Origin of the sequence: Variovorax sp. VRV01 (genome assembly GCF_014852545.1) — a bacterium.
GTDB lineage: Bacteria > Pseudomonadota > Gammaproteobacteria > Burkholderiales > Burkholderiaceae_C > Variovorax > Variovorax beijingensis_A.
The window spans coordinates 1-24,468 of record NZ_JACVBS010000029.1 but is presented as its reverse complement, the minus strand read 5'-3'; the positions used below and the strand labels follow the sequence as shown (position 1 = coordinate 24,468).

Genomic DNA, 24,468 nt, shown 5'->3' with positions numbered 1-24,468 from the left:
AAGTGCTCAGGCAGCGCTTGTGTCCTTGCTTCCATACCCCAGCATGGCCGACAGGTTCTTTGACTCCTCTTGCAAGAGCTTTGTGATCTGTTTCAAGCGCTCCGCACCCAGTCTCACTTCGGGCCCGAAGACCCCGATCGAACCCGCCACGGCCGCATTTCTGTCAAAGAAAGGCACCGCGACAGCCACTGCCCCTGGGATCAGCTCGCTGTGGCTGCTCGCCCAGCCGCGCTTGCGCGTGCGGGCCAGCTCCACCTCGAGCTCCTTGGGATTGATCCCGGTTCCCTTCGCATAGGAACTCAGCTCGTCCGCAGTGGCGCCCGCATACGCCAGGATCGCCCGGCCCGAGGCGCCGCGCACGATTCGTTCCGTGTAGCCGACGCCGCGCTTGAAATTGAGCGGTTGCGGGCTCGGCAACTCCGCCACGCACAGCCGCAACTCGCGCTGCGGCAGGAACATCGCCACCGTCTCCCCCGTGGCTCGCCAGATTCGCCGCAGGACCGGTTCTGCCACGGCAGCCAGGTCGAGGCTGGACGTCCAGACGTGGGCAAGACGCGCGACCGAGGCTCCCAGGCGGAATCGCTGCGGCTCTCCCACGGAGATCAGGAACCCGTGCTCCTGCAGCGTGTACAGGAGCCGGTAGAGCGTGGGCCGAGACAGGTCCACGCGCTTGAGCAACTCGGATGCTGAAAGCTCGAAATCCTGAGCCGTGAAAGCCAGCAGGATTTCCAGCGCGCGCCCGACGGCGCGCACGTTTTCATTCTTGTCGGTAGTAGCCACAACAACTCCTCTCGATGATGGCAATTCTCTGCCTATTGTCCGCCACACGGACATGGCCGTCCGGGCCCCGCCAATGACGAGTGCAGCACATGCACCGCGGCTGTCAAGGGCACGTCGATGCTGCGTCCATAAGGCTTGTTTATGAATCGCCCCAGAGGTTTCATTTTCCTTTTGCCGACGCACTGCCTTTAATCAGAGACCTTTCTTCATCCCATCTGGAACAGCGCATGACCAAGAATATCGAGACGCAAGTACTGATTGTCGGGGCAGGGCCCGTTGGCCTGACGCTGGCCATCGACCTCGCCCAGCGAGGCATCGGCGTCCTCGTTGCGGAAACGCGGCACCGCGGCGAGCCACCCAGTGTCAAGTGCAACCACGTGTCGGCCCGCACGATGGAAATCTTCCGTCGCCTCGGGATCTCGAAGGCGATGCGCGAAGCCGGGCTTCCGGCGGATCATGCCAACGACGTGTCGTACCGGACCACCTTCACGGGCCAGGAGCTGTCCCGAATCCACATCCCCTCCAGGGCAAGCCGGTACAGCGACAAGAGCGGGCCCGACGGATGGTGGCCCACGCCGGAGCCTCCGCACCGGATCAACCAGATCTATCTCGAGCCCGTTCTCTTCGCCCATGCAGAAGCGACCCAAGGCGTGACCATTCTCAACCGCACCCGTATCGACAGTTTCAGCCAAGACGAAAATGGCGTGAGCGCCAAGGGCGTCGACATCGACACCGGCGAAGAGGTTAGGATCTTCAGCCTGTACATGATCGGCTGCGACGGCAGCCGCTCCGCTGTGCGCAAGGCCATCGGCGCCAAGCTCTCCGGTACGGACGTGGTGGGGCGCGTGCAGTCCACCTATTTGCGGGCACCCGATCTCCTCTCGCGCACCAAGTGCACTCCGGCGTGGGCCACGTTCTCGTTCAATCCCCGCCGCAGCGGCAACGTGTACGCCATCGACGGCCGGGAGACGTTCCTGCTGCACAACTATCTGTGCTCGGACGAACTGAACTTCGAATCCGTTGATCGCGACTGGGCGATTCGCACCATCCTGGGCGTCGGCGACGATTTCGAGTACGAGATCCTCTCCAAGGAAGATTGGATCGGCCGCCGCCTGGTGGCCGACAAGTTCCGTGATCGCCGGATCTTCATATGTGGGGATGCGGCCCATCTGTGGATACCAATGGCCGGCTATGGCATGAACGCAGGCATCGCGGACGCGATGAATCTGTCTTGGCAACTGGCCGCTCGTCTGAACGGCTGGGGCGACGAAGGCGTACTGGCCGCCTACGAAGCCGAGCGTCAGCCGATCACCGAGCAAGTCTCCAAGTTCGCCATGAACCACGCATTGGCGCTGCAGAAAGAGCGCGAAGGCGTGCCGGCGGGCATCGAGGAGCCGGGCCCGGCCGGCGAGGCGGCTCGCAAGCTCGCGGGGCAAACCCTCTACGACCTGAACGTCAAGCAGTACTGCTGCGGCGGCCTGAACTTCGGCTACTTCTACGATGCCTCGCCGCTGATCGCCTATGACGGCGAATCGGCCCCTGCCTATGCGATGGACCAGTTCACGCCATCTACCGTCCCTGGTTGCCGCACGCCCCACTTCTGGTTGGCCGATGGCCGCTCGCTCTACGATGCGATGGGTCCCGAGTACACGCTGCTGCGATTCGATCGGGCAATCGATATCGGCCCGCTGGAGCGCGCCGCAGCACGCAGGGGCGTCCCGTTGGCGCTTCTGGATGTGCAGGCAGAGGATGTGCCGAGCGCATACCGCAACGCGCTCGCGCTGTCGAGGCCGGATCAGCACGTCGCCTGGCGCGGGGATTGCCTTCCCGAAGATCCGCTGGCGCTTGTCGATCGAATGCGCGGTTGCTTCTCCGGCAGGAACGCCCTTTGAAGAAGCGCCGGCGCCGTTGACTGCCCACCTCGCCGGGTGTGGTTCGCTACAGCTTCTGCTTCCGAAGGACGAGCTCCTGCAGGCTCACGGCGGTAGGCGGCAGTGAGCGGTCTCGCTTGAAGATGAAGGCTGTGTTCCGCTCCACCAGCGGGCGAAGAATGCGGCGGGTTTTCAGGCTGTCGTTCCGCGAGGCCGCCACGATCGAACCGGGCACCACAGCGACACCGAGCCCTCCGGCAGCGAGCGCAATCGCAGTCGTAAGCAAAGACACCTCGTTGGCGATCCGCAGCTCGACGCCCGCCTCCGATGCTGCGCGATCAATTCTCCTGCGCACACCGTATCCCGGTTTGACCGCGATGACGGGGTATGCGCTCAGTTGTTTCCATGTCAGGGGTTTCTCGGTAGGAAAGTACTTCGGCGTTGCCACGGCCACAAGTGAGTCATGGAGAAACACTTGCTCCACCAGGCCCGGGATGCCCGCCTCCAGCGTTCCGATACCGCAGTCAACACGCTCACTGACGATTCGCTCGACGAATTCGCCGGGTGCGCAATCATCGATGAGCAGCTGTACGTCCGGATGAAGCGCGGCGTACTCCTGCAATATGGATGGCAGGAGCGTCTGCGCGACCGTGGAGGTCGCGGCAATGCGAAGCCGGCCTCGTCTGCTTCCGGAGTAGTCGGCCATCGACCTTCCCAGGGACTCGAGTTCCGCCAGCGTACGTACCGCGTAGCCATAGGCCTCCACAGCCGCCTCCGTGCGACGCATGGATCGCGTCGTGCGGTCGAAAAGACGCACGCCGAGGCGATCCTCCATTTCGCGGAGCAGAACGGTGACGGCCGGCTGCGTCACTGAGAGCATCTCGGCTGCAGCCGATACGTGGCCACTTTGGTAGACCGCGACGAACGCGCGCAATTGCCGCACCGACGGCAATCCGCGCAGCGACAAGGGTTCTCTATGAATCATCTCTCGATTGAAACCTTATGCGGGCTCGTGCGCACCCAACTGCCTGCACGTTTTCGTTTCAGCCACGGCAACCACAACAACTCGTCTCGATATGCGGGCTCCGCCCATTGTCCGCTACATGGACATGTTGACCGCAATCCGCTAAAGTCCATACAATGGATGAACTGTCCATACAACGGACATCATAAAGGAGACTGTTTATGAGTTCGATCGTCCCGGTCACGCTGCTGTTTTCCGACGGCGTCGCACACCGACTGGACGTGCCGTGCGGCAAGAAGATCGTCGAAGCTGCCAGCGAAGCTGGGCTGAATCTCCTGACCGACTGCTCCAACGGCCAGTGCGGAACCTGCACCGCCCAGTTGCTTTCGGGTACGGTGGAAATGGAGGACTACGACACGGCCGTCCTGCCCGACGAAGACCGTGACACCGGCACGGTCCTTCCCTGTGTCTGCCGCGTCACCACTGCGTGCGCGGTGGAATTTCCCTATGACTCGACCGAGGCCCTCTCGGAGGAGCCCGCGCCCATCGATGGCGAGGTCGTTGCGGTGCGCCAAGTCGCCAGCGAGACCGTACTGCTGGAAGTCTCCATCCCCGAGGGCATCCAGTTCGAGCCGGGACAGTACGTGCGGATCCATCCCGAAGGCTCGGACTTTCATCGGTCGTACTCCATGGCCAACGTGCCCGGAAGCAACCGCCTGGAGTTCTTCATCCGGCTCGTGCCGGATGGTGCGTTCTCCAACTGGCTGACCGGCGCCAAGGCAGGCGACAAGGTGGAGCTGAGCGTTCCCCATGGCACCTTCTTCCTGCGCGACGAAGATCGCCCTCGCCTCTTTGTCGCCGGTGGCACTGGCGTGGCCCCGTTCCTGTCGATGCTGCGCAGCATGGGTAAAAAGGCCCGGGCCCAGCCCACCATCCTGCTGATCGGTGCGCGCACGCCCGGCCACTTGTTTGCGCTCGAGGAACTCGAAGCTCTTCGCCAGGCCTTGCCGCATGTCGAAGTGAAACTGGCCGTTGAGCAGGACGCGAATCCCGATTGCCATCAAGGCTACGCGACCGATCTGATCGTCGCTCTCGGCCTGGATCCCACCACCCGTGTCTACCTCTGCGGCCCGCCGCCGATGGTTGAAGCCGGCCGCAAGGCCGCAGAAGCAGCAGGCCTGCCCCGCCAAGACGTCCTGTGCGAACGTTTTGCCTGATTTCCCCGCCCTCGCTAACCCCCAACCGAGATAACCCATGATCCCGATCACCACCGAATCCCGCTACAACGCGATGATCAACCTGCGCAAGGGCGAGATCAGTCGCGAGATCTTTTCCGACAAGGAGATCTTCCAGGAAGAACTGGAGAAGGTCTTCACCCGCGCGTGGCTGTTCGTCGGCCACGAGAGCCAGGTTCCCAATCCCGGCGACTTCTTCACCTCGCGCATGGGCGCCGAGTCGGTGATCCTGGCCCGCGACAAAAAGAAGAAAGTCCATGTGTTCCTGAACTCGTGCCGCCATCGCGGCATGAAGGTGTGTCAGTACGACCACGGCAACACCACCCTTTTCACCTGCCCGTATCACAGCTGGAGCTATACCACCGAGGGCAAGCTGTTCGGCGTGCCGCAATTCAAGAACCTCTACGAAGGCTGCCTGGACAAGGAGGAGTGGTCGCTTATCGAGGTGCCCAAGATGGAGATCTACAAAGGCACGGTCTGGGCGTCCTGGGACAAGGATGCGCCGGACTTCATGACCTACCTGGGCGATGCGAAGTTGCACCTTGACCTGGCGCTGGATTGCCGCGACGGTCGCGAGGGCGGCTCCGAGGTCCTCCTCGGCGTGCACAAGTGGATCATCCCGTGCAACTGGAAATTCGCCGCGGAAAACTTCCTCGGCGACACCTATCACAACGTAAGCCACCGCTCCGTGGATCTGATCGGCATCGGCCCTTCCGCCGAAGCCGGTGCCAAAGGGCGTCGCGACAACGAACTCGAGAAGGCAAAGCACCTGTGGGTGAACTTTCCCGCTGGCCATGGCGTGCACAGCGCCATCATGCCGGAGACCTGGGAGTTCCTCGACACCTACCAGAACAATCCGATCATCGCCGAGTACTTCCGCGAAGCTCACGCCAAGCGCAAGGAGCGACTTGGCGCCGAACAGCATCGACTCGTGCCGTTCGTCGGCACGATCTATCCGAACGTCTCGTTCCATGGCAACCAGCCGCGCAACCTGTGCGTGTGGCACCCACACGGCCCCGAGTCCACCGAAGCATGGCGCTTCTTCCTGGTCGATGCCGACGCCCCGCAAGAGGTGAAAGACTTTCTGCGTAGCTACTACATGCGCTACTCCGGCCCGGCCGGCATGACTGAGCAGGACGACATGGAAAACTGGAACTACGCCACCGCTGGCAGCCGCGGCGTCATCGCCAAGCGCTACCCCTACAACTACACCCAGTCGCTTGGCAAGGTCGAAACGAACGGTCCCGTTGCCGGTAACGTCAGTCTGCAGGTCAGTGAAGAGAACCCGCGGCAGTTCTACCGCCGCTGGCGCGACTACATGAATGGTGCCGACTGGGACACACTCCTGGGCCGCAAGGACAAGGAGCCGGCGAGCTTCGCCGCCTGATCATGAGTGTCGTCATCGTCACCGGTGGAACCTTCGGCCTGGGCCAGTCGATCACGGTCGAACTGGCTCGCCGGGGCCACCAAGTCGTGGCCTTCGGGCTCGCCCAGCCGCAGGTTTCCAGCACGGCCCAGGGCTTCGACAGCCTCATGGCCGAACTGAAGAGCGCGGACTGCACCGCCGATGTCCTCGAAGCAGACGTCTCGAATGCGGCCGACGTCCAACGCGTCATCGATCACACCGTCGAGAAGCACGGGGCAATCAACGGGCTGGTCAACAACGCGGCGATCGGCCCCCTGGGGACGATCCTCAGCACCGACGAATCGACCTTCGATCGCATCGTCGGCGTGAACCTCAAAGGCACTTACCTCATGTCGCGAGCGGCCCTGCCCCACATGGTTCGCGCAGGGGGTGGGTCGATCGTCAACATCGGCTCCGGCGCAGGCTGGGGCAAGCCGAATATGGCGATCTACAGCGCCAGCAAAGGAGCGATCGTCGCCTTGAGCACCGCCATGGCCTACGACCACTTCCATGATCACGTGCGCGTCAACGTCGCCATTCCGGGTGGGGGCGGGATCGTCTCAGGCATGAGCGTCGGCCGCATGGGTGGCGATGTGTCTGCCTTCAAGAGCAAGCCGGCGCCTGGCACGGTCGCGGGACGGCCGGCCAACGGGCGAGACCTCGCCAACGCCGTTGCGTTCCTGCTTTCCGACGACGCCGCCACCGTCTCGGGGACCGTCATCGATGTCGGCTGCTTCGCCCACCAGGGCGGCCCCATTCCCTCCACGCACTGAGCTCAACACCAGGAGAAATCATGTCTGAACTCGCAGAACCGGTGGTCCAACAAGCCTCCCGTCTTCCGCGCGACGCCAAGTACTACGACGTCAAGCGCGAAATCGAGGAGTTCCTCTACGACGAGGCGAATCTTCTCGACGACCGTCATTTCAAGGAATGGGTGGACACCCTTGCCGATGACCTCGAGTATTTCATGCCGATGGAATACAACGTCAAGGCGGGCGAGCACGCTCGCCGCGAACTCACCACCCGTGAGAAGCAAATGAGCTGGTTCAACGAGGGCAAGTGGACCCTGACGAAGCGCGCCGAGCAGATCCTGACGGGCGTGCACTGGGCGGAAGAGCCGCTGTCGCGCGTCAGCCGCCTCGTGAGCAACGTGCAGCTCATGGCCATGCAGACCAATGACGACGGCGATCTCGAGGTCGATGTGTCAAGCCGCTTCCTCACCTACCAGAACCGCTGCGAATACGAGCAGTACTTCTTCGTCGGTGATCGCAAGGATCGCATCCGCAGAACAGCCGATGGCTGGAAACTGGCTCGCCGGGAAATCCGCATCCACCAGAACGTCCTCCTGGCGAAGAACCTCAGCATCTTCTTCTGACAAAGATCACGCCATGCTCAATCTCATCAAGATCCAGGTCGGTCAGAGCATTCGCCTGAAGGACGGCACTGTTGGCGAAGTCACCGAAAACATCGGCGACGGCATCTGGCTGCAGCTGCGCAATCCCGAAAACGGTGAAGAGGAACTCGTTCACTGCGAAGAGATGGTGGAGCTGGTCGAACAGCCGACCAATTAGCCCTCAATCCCTACCTGAACGCGACGGCCGCCGCTGCGGCCAGCGGAGCCCTGACCTTGAATCCCCACGACTATCACTTCAACTACGCACCTTATCGGCTTACGGGCACGGTGTATGGCACCTTGCTCAACGATCGGCATGCGCTGGCGGCGCTGGGCGACAGCGTCCACGAGCCGCCGTACAAGGGCGCACCGAAGGCACCCGTGCTGTACGTCAAGCCCCGAAACACCTTCCGGCCATCCGGCGCAAGGGTTATCACGTCGCAGGCGACCCCCGAGTGGGAAGTGGGAGGATCGCTGGCGCTGGTCATCGGTCGCACCGCATGTCGCGTCTCCGTCAATGACGCACTCGACCATGTCGCCGGCTACACCGTGGTGGCGGACCTGAGCGTGCCGCACGAGAGCTTCTACCGGCCCTCGATCCGGTTCAAGGCCAGAGACGGATCGTTGATTGTGGCGGATGAGGTCGTCGCGCCAGAGGCCGTCGCCGACCCGGGCGCTTTGACCTTGCGTGCCTATCTGGATGGCCAGCTCGTCCAGGAATCCTCGCTGAGCAGCATGGTCCGCCCGGCGGCCCAACTGCTCGCGGATGTCACGGACTTCATGACCCTTTCCCCGGGTGACATGTTGCTGCTTGGAGTGCCGCACGGCGCTCCCCGTGCACGCGCGGGACAACAAACCTCTGTCGAGATCCGTGGCATCGGCGCGGTGCACGCCAGCTTCGTCGGAGACGAGCGATGAAGCGCGCACGCGTTGCCTACGCAGGCGCCATTCACGAAGCAGTGCCTCATCCTCAGGGACTGCAACTGGCCGATGGGCGTGTCGTCGCCGAATACGCCGTGGTGTGGTTGCCGCCGTTCGAGGTCGGCACCATCGTCGCCCTGGGCCTGAACTACGCCGATCACGCCAAGGAGTTGTCCTTCGGCGCGCAGGAAGAGCCGCTGGCCTTCTTGAAGGGCCCCGGCAGCGTCATCGGCCACCGGAGCGTGACACGCCGCCCGGCGGGCGTGAAGTTCATGCACTACGAGTGCGAGCTGGCCGTCGTCATCGGCAAGCAAGCCCGCAAGGTCAGGCGAGAAGCCGCCATGGAACACGTGGCCGGCTACACCGTGGCCAACGACTACGCGATTCGCGACTACCTCGAGAACTGGTATCGCCCCAACCTGCGGGTCAAGAACCGCGACGGGGGCACGGTCCTCGGCCCCTGGTTCGTGGATGCCGCCGATGTCGGCGAGAAGGTGGAGTTGCAGCTGCGGACCCTGGTCAACGGCCAGGTGACCCAGGAGGGCAACACCCGCGACTTCGTGTTCGACATCCCCTATCTCATCGAGTACCTGAGCGCGTTCATGACGCTCTCACCTGGCGACGTCATCCTGACCGGCACACCGGAGGGGGTGGTTGACGTCAAGACAGGCGACGAAGTGGTCTGCGAGATCGAAGGCATTGGCCGGCTGGTGAACACCATCGCGGGCGACGAAATTTTCGGGCGCTAGCCCGACCTGCAATCAATACTGGAATCAAGACATGCGAATCGACCACCTGATCGACGGCAAGGCCGTCGCCGGAAGCGACTACTTCGAAACCGCCAACCCCGCCACGCAGGAGGTGCTGGCCGAAGTCGCCTCGGGCGGCGAGGCCGAAGTGAACGCGGCCGTGGCCGCGGCCAAGGAAGCGTTTCCGAAGTGGGCCGGCCTGCCCGCGACCGAGCGCGCCAAGCTGGTCCGCAAGCTCGGTGACCTGATCGCAAAGCACGTGCCCGAGATCGCGCGGACCGAGACCAACGACTGCGGCCAGGTCATTGCGCAAACGGGCAAGCAGCTGATTCCGCGTGCGGCTGACAACTTCTATTACTTTGCCGAGATGTGCACGCGCGTGGACGGCCACACCTATCCCACGCCCACGCACCTGAACTACACGCTGTTCCACCCGGTGGGCGTGTGCGCGCTCATCAGCCCGTGGAACGTGCCGTTCATGACGGCCACCTGGAAGGTCGCGCCCTGCCTGGCCTTCGGCAACACCGCGGTGCTGAAGATGAGCGAGCTCTCGCCGCTCACGGCCGCGCGCCTGGGCGAGCTCGCACTCGAAGCGGGCATTCCGCCCGGCGTGCTGAACCTGGTGCACGGCTACGGCAAGGAAGCCGGCGAGCCGCTCGTGGCGCACCCCGATGTACGCGCGATCTCGTTCACCGGCTCCACCGCCACGGGCAACCGTATCGTGAAGAGCGCGGGCCTGAAAAAGTTCAGCATGGAACTCGGCGGCAAGAGCCCGTTCGTGATCTTCGACGACGCCGACCTCGACCGCGCACTCGACGCGGCCGTGTTCATGATCTTCAGCAACAACGGCGAACGCTGCACGGCCGGTTCGCGCATCCTGGTGCAGCAATCGATCTATGCAGACTTCGCTGCCAAGTTTGCCGAGCGTGCGAAGCGCATCGTGGTGGGCGACCCGCTCGACGAGAAGACCATCGTGGGCCCGATGATCTCGCAGGCGCACCTGGCCAAGGTGCGCAGCTACATCGAGCTGGGGCCGAAGGAAGGCGCAACGCTGCTGTGCGGTGGCCTCGAGGCGCCAGCGAACCTGCCCGACCGCGTGAAGAAGGGCAACTACGTGATGCCCACCGTGTTCGCCGATGTCGACAACCGCATGAAGATCGCGCAGGACGAGATCTTCGGGCCGGTCGCCTGCCTGATTCCTTTCAAAGACGAGGCCGACGCCATCCGGCTGGCCAACGACATCCAGTACGGCCTGAGCAGCTACGTGTGGACCGAGAACATCGGCAAGGCCCACCGCGTGGCCGCCGCGGTGGAGGCCGGCATGTGCTTCGTCAACAGCCAGAACGTCAGAGACCTTCGCCAGCCCTTCGGTGGCACAAAGGCCTCGGGTACGGGGCGCGAAGGCGGCACCTGGAGCTACGAGGTGTTCTGCGAGCCGAAGAACATTGCGGTGTCGATGGGTTCGCACCACATTCCGCACTGGGGAGCCTGACCATGGGCACGCTCGCACTCGCCGCCAAGATCACGCACGTGCCTTCGCTCTATTTGAGCGAGCTGGACGGGCCGCGCAAGGGCAGCCGGCAGTCCGCCATCGACGGCCTGAAGGACATCGGCCGGCGCTGCCGCGAACGGGGCGTAGACACCATCGTGGTGTTCGACACCCACTGGCTGGTCAATGCCAGCTATCACATCAATTGCGGCCCGCACTTCCAAGGTGTCTACACCAGCAACGAACTGCCGCACTTCATCAGCAACATGCCCTATGAGATTCCGGGAAACCCCGAGCTCGGAAGACAGCTGGCGAAAACGTGCAATGAGTGGGGCGTGGAGACACTGGCGCACGACGCCACCACGCTGGGTCCGGAGTACGGCACGCTGGTGCCGATGCGCTACATGAACGAGGACCGGCATTTCAAGGCCATCTGCGTATCAGCCCTATGCACCAGCCACTATTTGAACGACAGCGCCCGCCTGGGCTGGGCCATGCGCCGCGCGGTGGAGGACCACTACGACGGGACGGTGGCCTTCCTCGCCAGCGGCTCGCTGTCGCACCGCTTCGCGCAGAACGGCCTGGCCCCGCAGTTCGCCGACCGCGTCTGGAGTCCGCTGCTCGAGCGCTTGGACCACGACGTGGTGAAGATGTGGGAGAACGGCGAGTGGGCCGACTTCTGCACCATGCTGCCGGAGTATGCCGCCAAGGGCCACGGCGAGGGCTTCATGCACGACACGGCCATGCTGCTGGGCGCGCTGGGCTGGTCGGCCTATGACGGCAAGGCCGAAGTCGTCACGCCCTACTTCGGATCCTCCGCAACGGGGCAGATCAACGCCCTCTTTCCGGTGACACCACAAGACGGCCACGCCATTCCTAAGGCCCAGGCATCCAGTGCCGAAGGCTTCCAGGCCGTTTCTCGCCTCTGATCTCAACAAGGAACACCGACCTCCATGCTCAACGATAACTTGATCGACCAGCTCGCCGCAGAGCTTCATGCCAGCGAGAAGTCCCGTGTACAGGTCGAGCACTTCTCCAAGCGCTTTCCGGAAATGAATATCCAGGACGGCTACGCCATCTCGCGTGCCTGGATGAAACTCAAGCTCGCCGAGGGCCGCATCGTCAAAGGGCACAAGATCGGACTGACTTCCCGCGCAATGCAGCAGGCCAGCCAGATCACGGAGCCTGACTACGGCACGCTGCTCGATGACATGTTCTTTGAACCGGGCGATATTCCTTGCGACCGGTTCATCGCACCGCGCGTGGAGGTCGAACTGGCTTTCATCCTGAAGGACAGGCTCGAAGGCGAAGGCACGACGATCGAGGATGTGCTGGCTGCTACCGAGTATGTCCAGCCGGCGATCGAGATCATTGATTCTCGGATCGAGCAATTCGACCGGCATACCAAGGTCATGCGAAAGGTGTACGACACCATCAGTGACAACGCCGCGAATGCCGGGATCATTCTTGGCGGCGACAAGGTCCGGCCGAGCGAGGTCGATCTCCCGTGGTGCGGCGCTGTCCTGCGCCAGAACGGCGTTGTCGAGGAAACCGGTCTGGCCGCCGGCGTTCAAGGCCATCCCGCTGTGGGGATCGCTTGGCTCGCTCAGAAGCTGGCCCCTTGGGGTGAGGCCTTGCTGCCGGGTCAGGTGGTCCTCGCCGGATCGTTCACCCGGCCCATGGCCGCGAAGCACGGCGATGTCTTCGACGCCGACTACGGACCGCTCGGCCGGTTCGAGTTTAGATTCGTCTGAAGGAACTGCCCATGCAGATGCCTGAGAACACCTTCAAGCAAGCGATTAGAAACGGCCAGGTGCAGTTGGGCCTGTGGGTCGGCTTTGCCGACGCCTATGTGGCGGAGGCTCTTGCCACTGCCGATTACGACTGGCTGCTGATTGATGGAGAGCATGCGCCCAACGACCTGCGGGGTGTCCTGGCCCAGTTGCAGGCCATCGCACCATACAAGTCTCATCCCGTTGTCCGGCCTCCGGAAGGAAGGGTGACAGACGTCAAGCAACTGCTCGATCTGGGCGCGCAGACCTTGCTGATACCAATGGTGGAGACGCCTGAGCAGGCAGCGCAGCTCGTGTCGGCGTTGCGATACCCCCCTCACGGCGTTCGCGGGGTGGGAAGCGCCCTTGCCCGCTCCTCCCGCTGGAATCAGATCGACGGCTACCTCGCCAAGGCCCAGGATGACATCTGCCTTCTGGTGCAGGTGGAGAGCTCCACTGCGTTGAGCCGAGTCCCCGAGATCGCTGCAGTCGAGGGCGTGGACGGCGTGTTCTTCGGCCCCGCCGACCTTTCGGCCTCAATGGACCTGCTCGGCCAGCCCGGTCATCCCAAGGTCCAGGAAGCCATTGTCCAGGGCATCCGTTCCGTCGTCGCCGCTGGCAAGGCAGCAGGCGTCCTGTCCGCAGACCAGACGCTCGCCAAGAAGTACTTGGGAGCGGGCGCCACCTTCGTCGCGATCGGCGTTGACACCACGCTTCTGGTGCGCGCTGCCAAGGATCTGCTTGGCCATTTCAGGGACACAACTGCCGCTCCTGTCGAACCTTCGGGGGCTTACTGATGCTGAAACTCAAGGACTCCTGCCTGCTGCGCTCGCAGATCTTCGTCGACGGCCGCTGGCTCGACGACAAGAGCGCCCCTGCCATCGAGGTTCGCAATCCCTCCGGCGGCGAGCTCGTTGGTACCGTCCCGCGCGCCGGACGCGACGCAACGCGCCTCGCCATCCAGGCCGCCGATACCGCCTTCAAAAGCTGGAGCCGCACCACTGCCGAGCACCGGGCGCGCATCCTGCGCCGCTGGTACGAGCTGATGCTGGAACACCAGGACGACCTCGCCGCGATCATGACCGCGGAGCAAGGCAAACCGCTGGCGGAGGCTAAGGGCGAGATCGGCTATGCCGCCTCGTACATCGAGTGGTTTGCCGAGGAAGCCAAGCGGACCTACGGCGACGTCGTGCCATCTCCCTGGGCCGACAAGCAGATACTGGTCAAGCGCGAGCCCGTGGGTGTCTGCGCCGCCATCACGCCCTGGAACTTCCCGGCCGCCATGATCACCCGCAAGGTGGCGCCCGCCCTGGCGGCCGGCTGCACGATCGTCGTCAAGCCGGCCGAACAGACGCCTCTGTCCGCCTTGGCGCTGGCGGCACTCGCGGAGCGTGCCGGGGTCCCTCCCGGTGTCCTGAACGTGATCACGGGCAACGCACGGGAGATCGGAGCCGAACTGACCAACAACCCGGTCGTTCGCAAGCTCAGCTTCACAGGCTCCACCGAGATCGGACGCCTGCTCGCGGGCCAGTGCGCCCCGACGCTCAAGCGGCTGTCTCTCGAGCTCGGAGGCAACGCGCCATTCATCGTCTTTGACGATGCGGATGTCGATGCAGCGGTCGAAGGCGCCATTGCCTCCAAGTACCGCAACAGCGGCCAGACCTGCGTGTGCGCCAACAGGTTCCTGGTCCAGGAAGGGATCCATGACGCCTTCGTCGCCAAGCTATCGGCTGCCGTGAAAGCTCTCAAGGTAGGGGATGGCCGAGATGCCGACGTTCAGCAGGGCCCGCTGATCGACGACGCAGCGCTGGACAAGGTGCTCACGCTGCTCGACGAAGCCGTCGGCAAGGGCGCGCAGATTGCCACCGGTGGCGCCCGCCACCGACTGGGCGGCACCTTCTTCGAGCCCACGGTGGTGACCAACGTCACACCGGAGATGCGCATCGCGAACGAGGAGATCTTCGGGCCCGTGGCACCGATCATCCGCTTCCGTTCCGAAGAAGGGGCCGTCGCGATTGCCAACTCGTCGGAGTTCGGTCTCGCCTCCTACTTTTACTCGCGCGACATCGCGCGGGTCTGGCGGGTTGCCGACGCGATCCAGGCCGGTATGGTGGGCATCAACACCGGCATCATCAGCACGGCCGTGGCCCCTTTCGGGGGCGTCAAGCAATCGGGCATGGGCCGCGAAGGATCCCGATTGGGCATCGAAGAGTACATGCAAACCAAGTACATGTGCCTCGGTGGGCTCTGACAAACGAGAGGAATTTGCACGATGGAAACCGAAGCACAACTGCGCCGCGATCTCGCGAACTGCTACCGCCTGTTCGATTGGCTGGGCTGGACCGAACTCATCTTCAACCACATCACGGTTCGAGTTCCGACGCCAGCGGGCGAGAAGGCGCAGTACCTGATCAATCCCTTCGGGCTCCACTACTCCGAAGTGACGCCGGAGAACCTCGTTCGCATCGACATCGACGGCAACGTGCGCGACGGCAGTGGCGGGCGCGTCAACAAGGCCGGCTTCATCATCCACAGCGCCATTCACGCCGCCCGCGAGGACGCTCATTGCATCATGCATGTGCACACCACTGCTGGCTGTGCGATTTCCTGCAAGGAGGAAGGCCTGCGGCATGACAACTTCTACACCGCGATGCTCTATGAAGACGTGGCCTACCACGAGTACGAAGGCGTCACCACCAACGAAGACGAACAGCCGCGACTGGTCGCCTCGCTCGGGAAGCGAAACCACCTGATCCTTCGCAATCACGGCGTGCTCGTTGTCGGACCGGGCATTCCCTCGGCATTCAACAGGCTGTGGACGCTGCAGCGCGGCTGTGAAATCCAATTGGCTTCGGATGCCGGTAATGGCCCGAATCGACAGATCCCCGCGGAAATCCTCAGGACCGTGCCGGAAACCCGGGTCGCGGGCAGCGCGGAAGTGCACCGCCTCATCTTCGAGACGATGCTCCGGCGCGCCGGCATCGCCTCTGGTGCATGACACGTTACCGAGCGGCAGGTATTCGAATGGCGCCAGCTTCATGCGAGCCCGGAACTGTCGTGGCAGGAAACGGAAATCTCGCGCTACATCGAGCAGATCCTGTCGACGATCCCAGGCTATGAGATTCAAACCCGGTATCGCGGGCACGGCATCAAAGCCGTGCTGCGCGGCGGCAAGGCGGGCCCGGTGGAGGCGCCCGCGAGCGGAACTCGTGGCGCCTCACATTCGCCAGATCAATATAGCCCATTGATCAAACCGCGTTGAACGATGGCGTGCGAAGGGAGATCATCACCGACCTCAACAAGAGACGCCGCCCCACGGCGGTATAGGAGACACAAAGCATGGACAACATCCCATCGGCAATCTTTCCTCAGAAAGAACCCGATACACACGACGCACCGCTGAGGCGCTTCGCCGATCCCGCCTACGTGCCGCTGTGCGCGAACCTCGCCGAGGTACGCGAGAACATCGACGCACTCGACCAGAAGATAGTCGCGCTGCTGGCCGAGCGCGGCCGCTACGTGAAGGATGCGGCGCGCTTCAAGCGCGACGCTTTCCAGGTCTCGGCGCCCAGGCGTCAGCAGGAAGTACTCGACAAGGTGAAGGCGCTGGCCGAGAAGGAGGGCGCGTATCCTGAAGTCGTGGAAGCGTGCTTCCGCGCCATGATTGCGGGGTTCATCGCGAGAGAGCAGAAAGACCATTTGGGTATGGTCGATGTGGAGGCGCAGCCGTGACCAAGCTCCATTCACCCGGCCTCATCCTTTCCACAGCCGCGGTGGCGGTCATGGCCGTTGCCGGCGCCGTAACCGCCCACGCGCAGGAATGGCCGCAACGCCCGATACGGGTCGTCGTGCCATTCGCGGCGGGCTCGTCGCCCGATATCCTGGCGCGCATCGTCAACGACAGGCTCTCGACCCGTATCGGCCAGCCGCTGATCGTCGACAACAAGCCCGGTGCGGGTGGTAACACCGGCACCGACCAAGCCTCGAAGGCAAGGCCCGACGGCTACACCTTCTTGCTGTCGGTCAATGCGCCGTTGGTCTACAACACCGTCCTCTACAAGAACCTGCCCTACGACCCGTTCAACGAACTCGTGCCGGTGTCGCTCGCGGCCACCACACCGAACGTGTGTGTCGTGTCGAATTCGATGAATGTCGATTCGGTCAAGGGCTGGCTCGCGGCAATGAAGCAGAACCCCGGCAAGTTCAACTTCGCATCAACTGGCAACGGATCCATCTCTCATCTGGGAGTGGAGCTCGTCAAGCTCAGGACCAACTCGTTCGCGGTGCACATCCCGTATGCATCCTCGGGACAGGCAGTCACGGCACTCATCCAAGGCGACGTCCAGTACGCCTGCCTGCCGCCCGTTGCGGTGATGCCTCAGGCCAAGGCGGGGCGTTTCAAGGCGCTGGCTGTCACCTCGGCCGAGCGCTCGTCCCTTCTGCCCGAACTGCCAACGCTGCGCGAATCAGGCCTGCCGGACATCCAGGCCGTGCCGTGGTACGCCTACATGGCGCCCAAAGGTACGTCGCCCGAGATTGTGCAGCGCATGAGTCGCGAGATCGCGGCGGTGCTGAAGGAACCCGAAACGCTCAAGCGCCTGCAGACCGCGTACTTCGATCCAGTGGGCAGCACACCCGAGGCGCTCGGTAAATTCATGGGCGAAGAACTGCGCCGCTGGAAACCGGTGATCGAACGCGCCGGCCTGAAGCCCGACAATTGAAGGTACGAGAGTTGAGCAAATTTTGAGAAGCTCGGAGCGGGCAATTGTTGGCACATGATGGACGGGTGTTGTTGCCGGCTCAAGCTTCGGCACCGACGTGTTGAGGTGTTGAGTTTCGCTTCTGACTTCCTGATCAAGGCCTGCTCCAACATCCGCCGCGTTTTCTCGTGCCAGGCTTTTTCGTCGTCGAGCCTGCCCTTGAGCGCCTCGACGCTCGCCGCGATCGCTCTAGGTGCGTCACTCACGGCAACGCCGCACCCTTCAACGAACTGAATCGGAAGTGACATGACAGGAAACGCAGCAGACAGCGCGCAGTCGCAGGTATTGATCTCCGGCAGGGGGGGCTCGCCAGCACGGCGTCCCATGCGTAGCAATCCGGAGCGAGTGTGTTCCTGACCCTGGACGATTATGAAAAGGCCGCCCGCAAGCGCCTGCCACGCGCGCTCTACGGCTTCGCAGCCAATGGCTCGGAACGCGGCGCCTCGGTGTTGGCCAATGCACGCTCCTTCGAGCGCTGGTCCTTCCTGCCGCAAACCCTGGTGGATGTATCCGCCGTCATTCAGGAACGAACGCTGTTCGGCACGACATACGCCTCACCGTTCGGCATCGCACCGATGGGCGGCTGCGCACTGTTCGCGTATCGCGCGGACCTCGCGCTCGCTGCAGCCGCACATGGCGAGCGCATTCCCCACATCCTCAGCTCCGCCTCGAGCGCACCGCTGGAGCAAGCGATGGAAGCCGCTCCGGGGAGTTGGTACCAAGGCTACGTGCCCGGCAACGAGGACCGGATCGTCAAACTGCTCGCTCGGCTGCGCAGCGCCGGCGTGCGCGTGCTCGTGCTGACCGTGGACGTGCCGGTTGCCTCCAACCGGGACGGCGATCGACGGCTGGGCTTCACCGTGCCGCTGCGCCCCAGCGTCATGCTCGCGGCAGACGGCCTGCTTCACCCGCGCTGGCTCTGGAGCACGTTCGCGCGGACGCTGCTCTCCGACCATCGAGCCCGATGGGATCCGGCTGGCTGGACCGCCCGGTCCTCGCGTCATAGCTCCTGAATTAGTTGTAGAAGAGACCGCTCTCCTCATCCGCGTACTGGCCCGGATAGCGCAGGTTGAACTTCCCTTCCGAGATGCTGGTGGTGCCTGGGTTCGGTGTTGTCTCCAGGTTGGCGAATCGGTTCTTCGCTGTCGTCGGCTTGTCTCCCCCGAACGCGCTATAGCCCCACTGCCAGACCGTTTGACCATTCTGGTTGGTCGGGCCAGCGGCGTCCTTACTGCAGCTCCGATACCGTCCACGGCTCTACATTCGTATCAACCACCACCTTGATGAACTTGCGCCCGTCACCGGTCTTGGCCCAGTAGGTGAAATACGACCTTGAACCTGCCATTCGAAAGCCGGAGAGCATCGCTGTGTCAATCGTCTTGTACTTGGTTTGCATGGCAGGGGTGGCAATCAGGTACTCCCGCGCGAGTTCCGCCTCACGCGAAGTCGCCGCTGCGTACCCAGGTGAATGCAAAGCCGCCTACGCCCAATAGGACCATTGCGAGGATTGGCCATTTCATCCGTCTTTTCATCTGCGTCCGCTCGATTGATAGATAGAACCTTGAATGCCGATAGAGTCCCCGATCGAAGCTCCTGTGCGTCCGCCCGGCTCGTAGCCAATGCTGCCCTTCAGGCTCGGATCGTTGTACTGCGACCCTCTGCCAAAATCATACCCACGGCTGCCATCGGCCTGCCCGCTGATGCCTGCTCCTGCGATGCCCAAGGAGCCGTTGCACGCGGGACAACTACGCCCTTCCACGGTTGAAGCACACGGGCTAAATAGCTAAAATGGCTAATCATATCGAGGACTCCCAGAGAATTCCCCATGCAGATCAGTGCCACGGAAGCCAAGAATCGATTCGGCTACTACCTCGGCCAAGCCGAACGCGAGCCTGTTCACATCATGAAGAATGATCGCGTGGCAGGTGTGATCGTCTCGGCAGCGCGTTTTGCCGAACTGGAAGCACTGGAGCAGAGAAAATCGATGGCTCAGCGCAAGAGGGAGTTCAACGAGACGTACAAAGAATGGATCGCCGAGCAAAACGATCTGGTCGAGCGGGTCGGGGTTTTTGGCGAAGAGTTCAGGCCCTGGTGAAAGCGGCGCTCGGAAGTGGCCCAATTCGACGTCTACCCTAATCCCTCAAAGCTGCAACGTCAGGACATTCCTTGGATGGTCGACATCCAAAGCGATCTTCTCTCGGCATTGCCCACACGTTTGATGGTTCCGCTTGCGTCCCGCAAGCATAGGCCGGCCGCCTTGCCTCGTGCGCTATGTCCGTCAGTGCAGTGGGAAGGCCACGCCTTGGTCGCGATGCCGCATATGGCCGCGGCGTTTCGTGCCAAAGATCTCGGCATCGCGCGAGGCAACCTGCGGTCGCAGGCAAGTGAACTCGTCGCAGCCTTGGACGCCGTGATCAGCGGCGTGTGAGGTCGACGGGGGCTCGGCACTGGCTGCCCGAACTCCTTCATCCGCAAGCAGCCCTTGCATGCCGCCGACCGGTTCAGGGGCGATGCATCGGCCCGATGGTTCAAGAGCTTGGGTGAAAAGGATCTGGGGCTAAGGCACCCGACGCAACCCCGGGTAAGGATGATCGCGGTGCCTTTCCACCAGCGCATGACCAGCCTGCCATCGTCGAAGGCACGCACGGGTGTCACTCGCGGCGCAGGAATGTCGAGCGCCCATGGCAATGCACGAAGATTTCTTCATCTGGTTTCGTCAATCTCTTCCGCTCGGCCGCCCCGTCTTGCTCATGATCAAGCGCGCAAATTTCCCGAACTCGCAGCCCCCGCGCGCACTTCCGCGTTCATGCCATTCCTGGTCCATGTGGCCAAATCCCGATCCATGCGCAACTGGGCTCGACCTCGGACGCATTCCCCAAACGATGCACTTGCCGGAATCCGAAATGAAACTGCCGACAGAAGTCGAAGGACGCCAGCAGCTGGCCGACGAAATCCACGCGCGCCCCTTCGAGCCGCTTTCCACGCCGGGTGCCGCGTTGGCCATTGCCACGCTGCGCGAAGGACCGGACGACGACGCGCTTTGCATCGCGCATCTGGCGCGGCTCGGCGGCGAGGCCTCCGGAGCGGGTGCGGCCACGCAGTGCCAGGTACGCTGCGGCGCGTTGCGCGTGCGCTGGGAGCGCCACACGGAGTTCCACACCTTCACCGTGTTCACCGACCTTGCCGAACTCGCCATGGACCACGCCTTCGACACCGGCTGGCTCGACGCCCTGCCGCACGATTGGCTGGCCTCGTTGCCCGGCCGCATGATTTCCGCAACGCAGCTGGCCGTGCTCCCCTGCCCCGGCGATCCGCCCCATGCGCGCGTGGTGGCGCCGCTTTTCGGCAGCGATCTGCTGGTGGGCAACCGGGTGGCCGAAGGCGCGGCCACCGTGGTGTCGGACCTTCGCACCAAGGCCGGCGTGACGCGCTTCCTGGTGTTCGACCACGCCATGAACCGGCGGCGCGCGGGCCGCACGGTCCAGCGCCTGATCGAGGTCGACACCTACCGGATGATGGCCCTGCGGAGCCTGCCGCTGGCCTCGCGCCGCATGGGCCAGCTCGCGGCGGAAGAAACCCAGCTCGCGTCGCTGATGGCCCGCTTCCACGATGCGACGGACAGCGACGAAGTGCTGCTGCACGAACTCGTCACGCTCGCGGCCCAGGTCGAGCATGCGATGGCCGAGAACAGCGCGCGCTTTGCCGCCACCCGCGCCTACAGCGGCATCGTGAACCAGCGGCTGCTCGATCTGCGCGAGATTCTGGTGCCCGGCCTGCAGCCGCTGTCGGAATTCCTGGAGCGCCGGTTTCGTCCGGCGATGGACAGCTGCGCAGCCACGGCGGCGCGGCAGGCCCAGCTGTCCGAGCGGATCGCCCGGGCCGCGCAGCTGCTGCAGACGCGCTCCGAAGTCGAACGCGAACGCCAGAACCAGGCGCTGCTCAGCTCCCTCGACCGGCGCCAGGGCCTGCAATTGCGCCTGCAGGAGACCGTCGAGGGCCTGTCGGTGATCGCCATGACCTACTACGGCGTCGGCCTCAGCAATTACCTGCTCAAGCCCTTGGCCAAGGCCATGGGCTGGCACGAAACCGCGGTGACGCTGGTGGCCGTGCCGGTGATCGCACTGCTCGTCCTGCTCAACGTGCGCCGGTTGCGCCGGCATCTGCACCGGTCGACGGACAGCCAGGTGTGAAGCTCCAATAGGTTGTATCCGGTGTTCATCCGGATTGGGTTTGAGAGACTGGACGTCGCCAACGCCCAATCCACTCGGGACGCCCAACGCATGAACACCCATAAGCATGCCCGACTTACCTTTGCCCGCCGAATCGAGATGGTCAAACAGACGACTCTGGAAGGCCTGGATGCCGTGCGAGCCGCAGCCGTGCACGGCGTCACCGCGCCCGCGGCCAGGAAGTGGCTCGGTCGCTACCTGGCAGGCGGAGAAGCCGCCTTGGCCGATGTGTCCTCCGGACCCATGCGCTCGCCCAGGGCATCGATGCAGGCAAGGCCTTGCTCATCGTCGACCTTCTTGGATTTCTTCTTCATTGCACCTTGGGCTTGATCAGTTCGTCTCTGCGCTCTCCATCATGGCAGCTCCAGCGGTGTTTGCGTTTGACATGTACTGCGACTCACGATGTCGCCCCAAGCTCACTCGTAGTCGGCGCGCTTGGCCCTGGAGATCTGTTTGGTATGCACCCGCTGGCGATCGCAGATGCCCAGAACCACTTCCTTGAAGCGCTGCGCGACAGCGGCCGGGACGTCTTGCTGGAGGCTGTCTGCCACCAGCGCGTCCATCACGGCAAGCACCTTGCCAGCGAGTGTGTCGAGTTCGTTAGCCACCAGACGGAACGGCAATTTGCACTGGTATGCGAAGTGGCCCCACTCGTAGGGGCTCAACTCGTGCTCCGAGAATGCGTCGCCGTACGCCATCGCGTACGCGCCTCCGAAGCCGACATCGAGAGCTTCCATGCAGACAAGGTCGTACGCCGGTGCGAGCCGGAGACCGCGCTCATCGCAGAAGAACGACACGTTCTTGCCATGGGCATCCGTATTGCCGATCAGCACCTGGAAGATCGCCCAGCGCAGCAAGCCGAGCCGGTCTACCGCCGGCAGCGGGCTCTGGTCGACCAGCGAAAAGAGTTTTGGAAAGCTCACACCCTCGCGGAGGTGGGCGACTTCCGCGCCATCGCCGTAGGCGCGCTCGTACTTCATAGCCACCGACAGGCCCAGGGCCTGGCAGCCGTCGACGATATGCAGGCGCCGGACACCATCCGGTGCCTCGACACGGTCGAACCGGCGCACCAACAGCACCGGTTCCGGCACATGTACCAGCCGCGTCGGCGCCACTTCGAGTCCGACGCGTCGCGCAAGCTGCATGCACATGTGCTCATTCGCCGGCAGACTGGCCAGCTGTGGCCGCACCGGCACCGGTTTCACGATTTCGGTAGAGGCCAGCCGGCCGCCCTCGACCAAGTACCACCGGCCTTCCCGCTCGTAGACCGCGATCTTGTCCTGGTACCCCGCGATGGACAGGCGCACCTTGCCATCCCAGACAGAAAAAGGGAGGTTCCCACGCTCGCGAATTCGTTCGGAGAGCTGCGCGGGCGTGATCTCGCGGAGCTGATCGGCGCCAGCGGCGGCAGGCGCGGCCGCCGTGTCATCCGTGAGCGTGACGCGCAATGCGCCCGCGGTTTCTTTGCCGAGGGCGATCAGCAGGCCCACCAGATTCGAACGCGTGGTGCCCGCCGACTGCGCGGCGTGGTCTAGTGCCTCGCCTTCGGGCAACAGGTTTTCGAAAAATTGCCGGACCTGCGCACTGTGCTGTTCGGCGGTTTCGCCGGCCGGCCGTTGCAGTGGAAGCTGTGGGCTCAATGGAAAGCGACCTGCGGCATTCCTCCAGCCGGCCGCGTAGTCGAAGCTGAACTGGTTGGCCTTCGGGTCGTGTCCCAGGACGCCGACAAGGTCGTGACCTACCCAGACATCCAAGGTCACCATCTTCGGCTCACCTGCCGGGCGACACGCCGTCCTGCATGCCCTCAACGCCCGGCTGCAAGCTGGCTAGGGCGCGGCGTACGCCCTCGCGTTGCCCACCGGGGACGGCCAGGATGGACACGCCGAACTCCCGGGCAGCGCGTAGGGCGGTGTCCAGGCTGACGCTGCTCTTGGCAGTCTCAAGGTTGGTAAGGGTCTGCCGCGCGACCCCAAGCAGCAGCGCGGCGTCGGCCAGTGTCATATTGGCGGCGCAACGTGCCGCACGGATCGATGCGCCGAACGCTTTGCTGTCCGACACGACCAGGTCCGGGGGCGGAGAGATGAACTTGACGCGTTTCATAAAAGACTAGATTTCTAGATTTTATGACAGCAGACCGGCAACGGATGGATAAATGTCTAGAAAACTAGTCCCAATAGCTCAAAAGGATCGTCTGGACCCGTCATGCCTAGAATTCTAGTCAAATTGGCAACTTTAGCGCGCGAGCCGCAAGCCTACTTCAACCACCAGACTGCCCTGGAACTCCACCAGTTGGTCGCCGGCGCCTGGAATCCCATTTACCTCAACGAGGAGCAATTGGCCGGCTGAGAGACGAGCCCGTGGGGCTTCTGGCGCAGGCCCGCATTGACGCAGCCTTCAAGCGCCCGCCACGCATGTCCAACATGCGTGGCGACGTTTCAGGACAAACAGGTCCGACTGCTCAATGCGGGATGCAGACCGGAATGCTCGGTGTCGTCACCGCGCCATTTCCCATATGCGGAGCCAGTGCATCCACTGCACGTCACAGATGCGATCCACCAACGGCATGATTTGCGGGAGGTTTTCCCAACGCCCGTTCGCGAAGCGCGCCGCATCGTCGGCACGTTCGATCCTGACGAACATCAGACACTTGATCAGATCGGGCGTGGCACGATGGTCGCTGACCTAGATCATCTGAAAACGCTTCCAGCTGCCAAGACCGGTGCACATGGACGCCCCTGGGTATTTGGATTTTTTCTCAGGTTTCCGATTTATCCATCAGCGTGTTCGACGGCAGCGTTTCGTCCAGCAGCTTGCGCGCCGTCTCCACGCCCGCCACCGGCAGCAGCTTCGGGTCGAGCAGGCCCACCTGCACCAGCACGCTGGCCTGGTCCCAGTAGATG

The 24,468-nt window shown here is 63.4% G+C and carries 26 protein-coding genes and 2 pseudogenes; 21 read left to right on the top strand and 7 right to left on the bottom strand.

Features of this window, described 5'->3' with window-relative positions:
* Window positions 1-6: 6 nt before the first annotated feature.
* Window positions 7-780 (bottom strand): IclR family transcriptional regulator, encoded by a 774-nt coding sequence (locus IB278_RS31310; RefSeq protein ID WP_318646725.1) that lies wholly within the window; start codon window positions 778-780, stop codon window positions 7-9.
* A gap of 227 nt (window positions 781-1,007) precedes the next feature.
* On the opposite strand from IB278_RS31310, the gene IB278_RS31305 reads away from it, so the two are divergent.
* A complete protein-coding gene (locus IB278_RS31305; RefSeq protein ID WP_192327944.1) occupies window positions 1,008-2,672 on the top strand; it encodes an FAD-dependent oxidoreductase in 1,665 nt (554 codons plus the stop codon).
* Window positions 2,673-2,718: 46 nt separating this feature from the next.
* Here the strand turns inward: IB278_RS31305 and IB278_RS31300 are convergent, their stop codons facing one another.
* Window positions 2,719-3,618 carry a LysR family transcriptional regulator gene (locus IB278_RS31300; RefSeq protein ID WP_225613288.1) on the bottom strand — a complete coding sequence of 300 codons (900 nt, stop codon included), beginning with the start codon at window positions 3,616-3,618 and terminating at the stop codon, window positions 2,719-2,721.
* 218 nt (window positions 3,619-3,836) lie between these two features.
* Here IB278_RS31300 and IB278_RS31295 point away from each other — a divergent pair, with 218 nt between their 5' ends.
* The 16 genes from IB278_RS31295 (at window position 3,837) to IB278_RS31220 (ending at window position 18,352) form a co-directional block, all read left to right on the top strand.
* Window positions 3,837-4,832, top strand: coding sequence for a 2Fe-2S iron-sulfur cluster-binding protein (locus tag IB278_RS31295; RefSeq protein WP_192327940.1), 996 nt, complete (start codon window positions 3,837-3,839; stop codon window positions 4,830-4,832).
* A 37-nt stretch (window positions 4,833-4,869) separates the two neighbouring features.
* Window positions 4,870-6,237, top strand: coding sequence for an aromatic ring-hydroxylating oxygenase subunit alpha (locus IB278_RS31290; protein WP_192327938.1), 1,368 nt, complete (start codon window positions 4,870-4,872; stop codon window positions 6,235-6,237).
* A gap of 2 nt (window positions 6,238-6,239) precedes the next feature.
* Window positions 6,240-7,028, top strand: a complete 789-nt coding sequence (locus IB278_RS31285) for an SDR family NAD(P)-dependent oxidoreductase (protein WP_192327936.1) — start codon at window positions 6,240-6,242, stop codon at window positions 7,026-7,028.
* 20 nt (window positions 7,029-7,048) lie between these two features.
* Window positions 7,049-7,630: a 3-phenylpropionate/cinnamic acid dioxygenase subunit beta gene (locus IB278_RS31280; RefSeq protein WP_192327934.1), complete on the top strand. Its 582-nt coding sequence runs from the start codon at window positions 7,049-7,051 to the stop codon at window positions 7,628-7,630.
* Window positions 7,631-7,643: 13 nt separating this feature from the next.
* Window positions 7,644-7,826 (top strand): hypothetical protein, encoded by a 183-nt coding sequence (locus IB278_RS31275; RefSeq protein ID WP_192327932.1) that lies wholly within the window; start codon window positions 7,644-7,646, stop codon window positions 7,824-7,826.
* A gap of 56 nt (window positions 7,827-7,882) precedes the next feature.
* Entirely contained in the window at window positions 7,883-8,566 is a 684-nt protein-coding gene (locus tag IB278_RS31270) for a fumarylacetoacetate hydrolase family protein (protein WP_225613287.1), read from the top strand.
* Window positions 8,563-9,318 carry a fumarylacetoacetate hydrolase family protein gene (locus IB278_RS31265; protein ID WP_192327930.1) on the top strand — a complete coding sequence of 252 codons (756 nt, stop codon included), beginning with the start codon at window positions 8,563-8,565 and terminating at the stop codon, window positions 9,316-9,318. Before IB278_RS31270 ends, IB278_RS31265 begins: the two co-directional genes overlap by 4 nt.
* Window positions 9,319-9,349: 31 nt before the next feature.
* On the top strand, window positions 9,350-10,810 hold the full coding sequence (hpaE, locus tag IB278_RS31260; protein WP_192327928.1) for a 5-carboxymethyl-2-hydroxymuconate semialdehyde dehydrogenase: 1,461 nt from the start codon (window positions 9,350-9,352) through the stop codon (window positions 10,808-10,810).
* 2 nt (window positions 10,811-10,812) lie between these two features.
* Window positions 10,813-11,736, top strand: a complete 924-nt coding sequence (gene hpaD / locus IB278_RS31255; protein WP_192327926.1) for a 3,4-dihydroxyphenylacetate 2,3-dioxygenase — start codon at window positions 10,813-10,815, stop codon at window positions 11,734-11,736.
* A gap of 24 nt (window positions 11,737-11,760) precedes the next feature.
* Window positions 11,761-12,561: a 2-oxo-hept-4-ene-1,7-dioate hydratase gene (gene hpaH / locus IB278_RS31250; RefSeq protein ID WP_192327924.1), complete on the top strand. Its 801-nt coding sequence runs from the start codon at window positions 11,761-11,763 to the stop codon at window positions 12,559-12,561.
* 11 nt (window positions 12,562-12,572) lie between these two features.
* Window positions 12,573-13,376 (top strand): 4-hydroxy-2-oxoheptanedioate aldolase, encoded by an 804-nt coding sequence (gene hpaI, locus IB278_RS31245; RefSeq protein WP_192327922.1) that lies wholly within the window; start codon window positions 12,573-12,575, stop codon window positions 13,374-13,376.
* Window positions 13,376-14,830 carry an NAD-dependent succinate-semialdehyde dehydrogenase gene (locus IB278_RS31240; RefSeq protein ID WP_192327919.1) on the top strand — a complete coding sequence of 485 codons (1,455 nt, stop codon included), beginning with the start codon at window positions 13,376-13,378 and terminating at the stop codon, window positions 14,828-14,830. The genes hpaI and IB278_RS31240 overlap by 1 nt, the downstream gene beginning before the upstream one ends.
* 21 nt (window positions 14,831-14,851) lie before the next feature.
* The gene (locus IB278_RS31235; RefSeq protein ID WP_192327916.1) at window positions 14,852-15,577 is read left to right on the top strand and encodes a class II aldolase/adducin family protein; all 726 of its coding nucleotides are present in this window, start codon (window positions 14,852-14,854) and stop codon (window positions 15,575-15,577) included.
* A gap of 341 nt (window positions 15,578-15,918) precedes the next feature.
* Window positions 15,919-16,311: a chorismate mutase gene (locus IB278_RS31230; RefSeq protein ID WP_192327913.1), complete on the top strand. Its 393-nt coding sequence runs from the start codon at window positions 15,919-15,921 to the stop codon at window positions 16,309-16,311.
* Window positions 16,308-17,300 (top strand): tripartite tricarboxylate transporter substrate binding protein, encoded by a 993-nt coding sequence (locus tag IB278_RS31225; RefSeq protein WP_318646724.1) that lies wholly within the window; start codon window positions 16,308-16,310, stop codon window positions 17,298-17,300. The genes IB278_RS31230 and IB278_RS31225 overlap by 4 nt, the downstream gene beginning before the upstream one ends.
* A gap of 386 nt (window positions 17,301-17,686) precedes the next feature.
* Window positions 17,687-18,352: an alpha-hydroxy acid oxidase gene (locus tag IB278_RS31220; RefSeq protein WP_192327910.1), complete on the top strand. Its 666-nt coding sequence runs from the start codon at window positions 17,687-17,689 to the stop codon at window positions 18,350-18,352.
* Window positions 18,353-18,567: 215 nt separating this feature from the next.
* Here the strand turns inward: IB278_RS31220 and IB278_RS31215 are convergent, their stop codons facing one another.
* Entirely contained in the window at window positions 18,568-18,735 is a 168-nt protein-coding gene (locus IB278_RS31215; protein WP_192327907.1) for a hypothetical protein, read from the bottom strand.
* Between the two features lie 429 nt (window positions 18,736-19,164).
* Here IB278_RS31215 and IB278_RS31210 point away from each other — a divergent pair, with 429 nt between their 5' ends.
* From IB278_RS31210 to IB278_RS31195, 4 genes and pseudogenes are all read left to right on the top strand, one after another.
* Window positions 19,165-19,434, top strand: coding sequence for a type II toxin-antitoxin system prevent-host-death family antitoxin (locus IB278_RS31210; protein WP_192327904.1), 270 nt, complete (start codon window positions 19,165-19,167; stop codon window positions 19,432-19,434).
* Between the two features lie 15 nt (window positions 19,435-19,449).
* On the top strand, window positions 19,450-19,767 hold the full coding sequence (locus IB278_RS31205; protein ID WP_192327901.1) for a CcdB family protein: 318 nt from the start codon (window positions 19,450-19,452) through the stop codon (window positions 19,765-19,767).
* Between the two features lie 475 nt (window positions 19,768-20,242).
* Complete coding sequence (locus tag IB278_RS31200; protein ID WP_186454327.1) at window positions 20,243-21,529, top strand: DUF3422 family protein; 1,287 nt, start codon at window positions 20,243-20,245, stop codon at window positions 21,527-21,529.
* 90 nt (window positions 21,530-21,619) lie between these two features.
* Window positions 21,620-21,829, top strand: a pseudogene (locus tag IB278_RS31195) (leucine zipper domain-containing protein); the annotation flags it as partial.
* 155 nt (window positions 21,830-21,984) lie between these two features.
* Here the strand turns inward: IB278_RS31195 and IB278_RS31190 are convergent.
* The 4 genes and pseudogenes from IB278_RS31190 to IB278_RS31175 form a co-directional block, all read right to left on the bottom strand.
* Window positions 21,985-23,331 (bottom strand): HipA domain-containing protein, encoded by a 1,347-nt coding sequence (locus tag IB278_RS31190; RefSeq protein ID WP_192327898.1) that lies wholly within the window; start codon window positions 23,329-23,331, stop codon window positions 21,985-21,987.
* 7 nt (window positions 23,332-23,338) lie between these two features.
* Window positions 23,339-23,668 (bottom strand): helix-turn-helix transcriptional regulator, encoded by a 330-nt coding sequence (locus tag IB278_RS31185; RefSeq protein ID WP_192327895.1) that lies wholly within the window; start codon window positions 23,666-23,668, stop codon window positions 23,339-23,341.
* Between the two features lie 393 nt (window positions 23,669-24,061).
* Entirely contained in the window at window positions 24,062-24,208 is a 147-nt protein-coding gene (locus IB278_RS31180; RefSeq protein ID WP_192327892.1) for a hypothetical protein, read from the bottom strand.
* 115 nt (window positions 24,209-24,323) lie between these two features.
* Window positions 24,324-24,468: pseudogene (locus IB278_RS31175) on the bottom strand (dienelactone hydrolase family protein); the annotation flags it as partial.

Coding starts and splice junctions, on each gene's coding strand:
- hpaD (WP_192327926.1), top strand. CDS start 10,813: ATGGGCACGCTCGCACTCGCCGCCAAGATCACGCACGTGCCTTCGCTC.
- IB278_RS31290 (WP_192327938.1), top strand. CDS start 4,870: ATGATCCCGATCACCACCGAATCCCGCTACAACGCGATGATCAACCTG.
- IB278_RS31210 (WP_192327904.1), top strand. CDS start 19,165: ATGCAGATCAGTGCCACGGAAGCCAAGAATCGATTCGGCTACTACCTC.
- hpaI (WP_192327922.1), top strand. CDS start 12,573: ATGCAGATGCCTGAGAACACCTTCAAGCAAGCGATTAGAAACGGCCAG.
- IB278_RS31200 (WP_186454327.1), top strand. CDS start 20,243: ATGAAACTGCCGACAGAAGTCGAAGGACGCCAGCAGCTGGCCGACGAA.
- IB278_RS31190 (WP_192327898.1), bottom strand. CDS start 23,331: ATGGTGACCTTGGATGTCTGGGTAGGTCACGACCTTGTCGGCGTCCTG.
- IB278_RS31285 (WP_192327936.1), top strand. CDS start 6,240: ATGAGTGTCGTCATCGTCACCGGTGGAACCTTCGGCCTGGGCCAGTCG.
- IB278_RS31230 (WP_192327913.1), top strand. CDS start 15,919: ATGGACAACATCCCATCGGCAATCTTTCCTCAGAAAGAACCCGATACA.
- IB278_RS31215 (WP_192327907.1), bottom strand. CDS start 18,735: ATGCAAACCAAGTACAAGACGATTGACACAGCGATGCTCTCCGGCTTT.
- IB278_RS31235 (WP_192327916.1), top strand. CDS start 14,852: ATGGAAACCGAAGCACAACTGCGCCGCGATCTCGCGAACTGCTACCGC.
- IB278_RS31265 (WP_192327930.1), top strand. CDS start 8,563: ATGAAGCGCGCACGCGTTGCCTACGCAGGCGCCATTCACGAAGCAGTG.
- hpaH (WP_192327924.1), top strand. CDS start 11,761: ATGCTCAACGATAACTTGATCGACCAGCTCGCCGCAGAGCTTCATGCC.
- IB278_RS31180 (WP_192327892.1), bottom strand. CDS start 24,208: ATGTTCGTCAGGATCGAACGTGCCGACGATGCGGCGCGCTTCGCGAAC.
- hpaE (WP_192327928.1), top strand. CDS start 9,350: ATGCGAATCGACCACCTGATCGACGGCAAGGCCGTCGCCGGAAGCGAC.
- IB278_RS31185 (WP_192327895.1), bottom strand. CDS start 23,668: ATGAAACGCGTCAAGTTCATCTCTCCGCCCCCGGACCTGGTCGTGTCG.
- IB278_RS31295 (WP_192327940.1), top strand. CDS start 3,837: ATGAGTTCGATCGTCCCGGTCACGCTGCTGTTTTCCGACGGCGTCGCA.
- IB278_RS31280 (WP_192327934.1), top strand. CDS start 7,049: ATGTCTGAACTCGCAGAACCGGTGGTCCAACAAGCCTCCCGTCTTCCG.
- IB278_RS31240 (WP_192327919.1), top strand. CDS start 13,376: ATGCTGAAACTCAAGGACTCCTGCCTGCTGCGCTCGCAGATCTTCGTC.
- IB278_RS31305 (WP_192327944.1), top strand. CDS start 1,008: ATGACCAAGAATATCGAGACGCAAGTACTGATTGTCGGGGCAGGGCCC.
- IB278_RS31275 (WP_192327932.1), top strand. CDS start 7,644: ATGCTCAATCTCATCAAGATCCAGGTCGGTCAGAGCATTCGCCTGAAG.